A 4,518-nucleotide genomic window follows, 5' to 3' on the forward strand; every position below is an offset into this window, starting at 1 on the left:
AAATGACTTTTCCTCATCACTCATATTTTTTATATTATTAAGCATTTCACACGCAACCGTTGCCATGGAGTGAGTGCTACTGTTTTTCCAATTCCACCACGTTGTTTTTATCTTTTGAGTTATTGATTTATTACTTTTAGCAACAACGTTATTTGAATGAACTCGGTAGCTAAAGTGAGGTTCCTGGTCCCAGTATATTTTTCCAAAACTCATTGCATATAACATTAACACCACATCATGCATTGGAATACACTGTAATTTTTTTTCTATAATAAATCGTCTAAGAGCGTCATCGAAAACCATAGAACACCCTTGTGTGACGCCTGAAACAAAAAGCTTTTCCATACTTATCTCAGGCACTTTTTTACATCTTTTTTCATCAATAATAATTCCATTTTCATCAATGATTCTACAATTACACGCACAGAAATGAGTATTAGAATTTAATTGTTTTATAGCAACTTCTAGTTTATTGGGGTCCCACACATCATCTTGATCACAAAATGCATAATAGTCAGCCTGTATATCTTGTTTCATAAGTAGTTGCCAAAAACTCATTGCAGGGCCAGCATTACTTTCCTTGTATAAAACAATGGCCATCCTTGTTTTCCATTTTTCAATTATTTTAAAGGTATCATCCGTGCTTCCATCATCCCTAATATAAACGGTTACATCTTCGACAACTGTCTGCTGTGCAAGACTTTTTAACTGTTCATTTAAATAGGAATGGCCATTATATGTTGACATTAAAACTGCGATATTCATAAAAATCCTCCGTAAACTGAAGTTCATATTTACAGAGAATTTAGAACCTCAGTTATATCAATATATCTATTTTTCCCAAACGGCTCATAAGAAGCCATTATAAAATCATGCTTGGGGAATTGGTGGATAACTGTGTACCCCCCCCCACTCAGATTTGGCCATTCTTTACATGTAAAAAACAATTTATTCTTATACGGTAATCCCATAAACCTATTCACTTCTGTTTCAGTACAGCCATTCTGATCATTAAACTTCACAAGCAACTTATTCCAGTTAATACGCTTAATACGGCGTTCCCATTTTTCTCTCGCTTCTTTTTCACTGTGATAATGAAGAAAAAACAACCCGATAGTATTCTTCCCATTAGATAAAACCCCAACTGGATATGTACCAAATCTTTTATCACCTGATACTTGAGGAGCATCTTTCCACCGAGACTCTTCTGGATTAATAAATATGAGCTTACCATTGATGTAGCCTTTTAAGTCAGACAAAAATTCAATGTAGTCCTTTGCCATAAAGAACATTCCGACTGTAGGTGATTCCTTTGGCAAATTGTAAGATTCATAAATCATACCACCCCAACAATTATTGGAGATGATTGTAAAGTCTGTAGACTTTAGTTGCTTTTTGCGATGATTAGCCAATCTCACGCGCCAATATTTCAATATTTTTAATCTTAATCCTTCATATGTAGGCATTTCTTATGTCCTTTCAATTTCGAACTTTTACTACAAACGAAATACAAGTTATCATATATTTTTTTTAGTTTTCCTGCTCCTGTTTGAATATCGTATCCAGCAGCTTTTATCTCATTAAAAATCTTATCCTTATTCCCACTACGATCTTGTATCGTCAACTTTTCTATATCATCAACCCAAACTGTCGGCGATTCCTTAATTGATTCAAATTTAACCAGCGATGTTATCGCACATTCTTTCGTAATCGAATCTGAGATAATACAAGGCAACCCAGAAATTTGCCATTCAATCACAACCAACGGCAATCCCTCATATAAACTTGGCAACAGCATCACATCAAACGCTGACAAATAATCTGAAACATTGTCGACCGCTCCAGTAAAGATAACTCGGTTTTCCAAACCCAAATCAACAACTTTCTTTTTTATCTCATCTAATGTGGATCCTGTTCCAATAAGTACAAGATATGCGTTTTTCGCTTTTTTATATAGCTCATCAAAAATCCGAATCAAGTATTCATGATTTTTTTGTGTATTAAACCGTCCAACATGTCCTATAACTACAGCGTCTTTTGGAATCTTCAAACTTTTTCTATATTGCACACGTTTTTCAGAATCGTATTCATACTTTTGCAAATTTCGTCCATTTGGAATAACAACAAACTTTTCTTCACCAAACATCCATTTTCCCGCGTCCCGCCCACACGCAAAAGCAACTGTGTAGGTTCTGTTAAATAGTGGGCGCAGCATTTTATCTGCTTTTCTATTCTCGCATGTGGTATTGTGGCTATGTGCTATTCTAACCTTACAACCAGCCAACATGGCTGCCAGAAGTTCAACACTCATAATAGCACTGCTACCATGAACATGAACGATATCTATTTTCTCTTTCGCTATATATCTATACAAACTCAAAAAGTACTTAATGATATTTGTTTTTCTATAAGGGATTGAAACAACCTTACAACCGACTTTTTCAACTTTCTGGACGATACTTTTCTCAGCTCGATTTGTTGCTAAAACTCGTATATCCATGTCAGATTTATCCATTGCTGTCATATATTCAACAATACAACTGAGTATTCCATCCGCAAACAGCCCGCCAGTTGGAATCTGAAGAATTTTCATTGATTTCACCCCCCCTCATTTGTTTAGGACTTTGGGCATAATTCCTTGCAGGCATGACACCCAACACATTTATTTAACTTGCATACAGTTTTCATATACTCTCATTTTCCTTCAGTATTTTTGTGAAAATACACTCTATAATTTCTGGATCAATCGTCTCAGAAAATTTTCTTGCAAATAGATTCTTGTTTTCTAGCAACATGTTTTCATCTGACTTATGGAATGTATACGGGTTTCCATTTTGTCCTCTTGCCCAATCGATAAAACGGGCATTTTCCGCCATTCCATCTTCTGAAATGTAGAGTTTATCTTTAAAGCCGCAATTATATGCCACTGTTTGAACAAATAGTTCATCTGCGCAGTTCGTACACGAAAAGGCTATGGTTATTTTTTCTCTTTGCTTAAGAATCTCCGTTACCAAATCATTTGTAATGCTGACCCAGTTTGAACCGTATTTTATCTCCCAATCCAAGTCCTTTACGCGATTAACTCGAAACAAAATCTGGAATACAAGTGATACTCTTTCCAGAAACGTAAAAAAGTCATTCTTCCACTTCTGTGAAAATCTTCTTCGATAATTCTGAAGAAAATGATAATATTTAGCTCTTCTTGATATTTCAGGATCGTTTTTCAGTTTATCCTCATCAAATAAAATAAATTCTTTTCCCTTATTTCTTTCAAAAAAAGTATCGATATCTTTATTGCTTTTTAATGGTAAATCTGCTCCAGAAATCAAGTGGTAGTAATCATACTGTAATGTGTATGCTTTTTCAAAAAGGAACAATTCAACTTGCACTTGGGAAAAGCCGCCCCAAAATACTTCATATTCTTGATAGATGAAAATCCTAGATTTATTTGTAATTTCAAGGAATTTATCTGCCTTGAAATCTATACTCTTTTTATCTATATGAATGTATATGTCATGATTTTCTGCATCTAATAATTGAACCATTTTTTTCAATTGTTCCCAATTATTATGCGCAATTATCAAAAAAGCGTGTCGCATTCGTAGTTCCTCTTATTCAAATAAAGCTCTTTTCAGGTAATCTATTCCTTTTTCTCGAATACCATCTAATATTTGATTAACCATGCAATAATCAATTGGTCTTTGAATTATTTCTGCACAATTATCATTCTTACTTACAGTTCTGTCATTCAGATTTAGTTGACCTAGCAACCCATCGATTCTATCATCTACACATGCCTGCAGAAATGAACCATTATTATTTGGAGCATGAACAGTAATTGTTCCGGTTTTCATAATTCATTTCTTCCCCTCAAACATCTCATCAACAATACTTTCCAGTTCTTCACAGAACTTTGCGTTATTGCTGGTGTTCTTTCCTTCTTTTTTGATTTCGTCATAACCCTCTATGACTCCACCTAGCTTTTCTATATCTTCAACCACTACAATAGTGCCCATTCTGCTTTCTACTTCTTTGCAGAACTTAACCTGGTGGTCGTTGACATGTTCGTTATATTTATATTGTCTAGGCACAACAATTGGTGTCTTACCAATCTGGAGTGGCATGATAAAACTCGAAGGGCCACCGTGAGTGATTACTATTCTTGCCTCTCCTACCATCTTAACCATTTTCTGATAAGGGAAAAGCTTGCTCCACTCGCAGTGTTTAGGCTCATATGTAGAGTACCCGGTTTGCATTACTACTTTTTCATCATGCTCTGCTGCCCATTTATCCATATATTCAACAAGTCTATTAAACTGTTGTTCGTGAGTTCCTACTGTAACAAAAATCATCTTTCCAACTCGTTCCCTTCATTTTTACCATCTATAATCTTTCTCTGCTAAAAACGAGAAAAAGACAACTTAAAAAATACTTCCTAAGTTAACTGCCTTCGGGTACACTTTCTTCATTTCTTCCCATTCCACAATGAACTTATCTGCCACTGGATAGCAGAGTTTT

General features: G+C 35.0%; 6 protein-coding genes. All 6 read right to left on the reverse strand.

Annotated features, from left to right (window positions below; translation table 11 throughout):
* Positions 1-765: glycosyltransferase family 2 protein (locus WMO25_RS15265; protein ID WP_349086030.1), on the reverse strand; the 765-nt coding region annotated here is incomplete at its 3' end.
* Positions 766-794: 29 nt separating this feature from the next.
* On the reverse strand, positions 795-1,466 hold the full coding sequence (locus tag WMO25_RS15270; protein ID WP_349086031.1) for a DUF1919 domain-containing protein: 672 nt from the start codon (positions 1,464-1,466) through the stop codon (positions 795-797).
* The gene (locus tag WMO25_RS15275; RefSeq protein WP_349086032.1) at positions 1,445-2,593 is read right to left on the reverse strand and encodes a glycosyltransferase family 1 protein; all 1,149 of its coding nucleotides are present in this window, start codon (positions 2,591-2,593) and stop codon (positions 1,445-1,447) included. The genes WMO25_RS15270 and WMO25_RS15275 overlap by 22 nt, the downstream gene beginning before the upstream one ends.
* A gap of 91 nt (positions 2,594-2,684) precedes the next feature.
* Positions 2,685-3,599 (reverse strand): beta-1,6-N-acetylglucosaminyltransferase, encoded by a 915-nt coding sequence (locus WMO25_RS15280; RefSeq protein WP_349086033.1) that lies wholly within the window; start codon positions 3,597-3,599, stop codon positions 2,685-2,687.
* Positions 3,600-3,611: 12 nt separating this feature from the next.
* Entirely contained in the window at positions 3,612-3,854 is a 243-nt protein-coding gene (locus WMO25_RS15285; protein WP_349086035.1) for a hypothetical protein, read from the reverse strand.
* A 3-nt stretch (positions 3,855-3,857) separates the two neighbouring features.
* Positions 3,858-4,352 carry a glycosyltransferase gene (locus tag WMO25_RS15290; protein WP_349086036.1) on the reverse strand — a complete coding sequence of 165 codons (495 nt, stop codon included), beginning with the start codon at positions 4,350-4,352 and terminating at the stop codon, positions 3,858-3,860.
* Positions 4,353-4,518: the final 166 nt, after the last annotated feature.

It is taken from the genome of Coprococcus intestinihominis (assembly GCF_040096555.1).
Taxonomy (GTDB): domain Bacteria; phylum Bacillota; class Clostridia; order Lachnospirales; family Lachnospiraceae; genus Coprococcus_A; species Coprococcus_A intestinihominis.

Bases quoted from the DNA above. Each gene is read 5' to 3' on its own strand.
- WMO25_RS15270 (WP_349086031.1), bottom strand. From the start codon at position 1,466: ATGCCTACATATGAAGGATTAAGATTAAAAATATTGAAATATTGGCGC.
- WMO25_RS15275 (WP_349086032.1), bottom strand. From the start codon at position 2,593: ATGAAAATTCTTCAGATTCCAACTGGCGGGCTGTTTGCGGATGGAATA.
- WMO25_RS15280 (WP_349086033.1), bottom strand. From the start codon at position 3,599: ATGCGACACGCTTTTTTGATAATTGCGCATAATAATTGGGAACAATTG.
- WMO25_RS15285 (WP_349086035.1), bottom strand. From the start codon at position 3,854: ATGAAAACCGGAACAATTACTGTTCATGCTCCAAATAATAATGGTTCA.
- WMO25_RS15290 (WP_349086036.1), bottom strand. From the start codon at position 4,352: ATGATTTTTGTTACAGTAGGAACTCACGAACAACAGTTTAATAGACTT.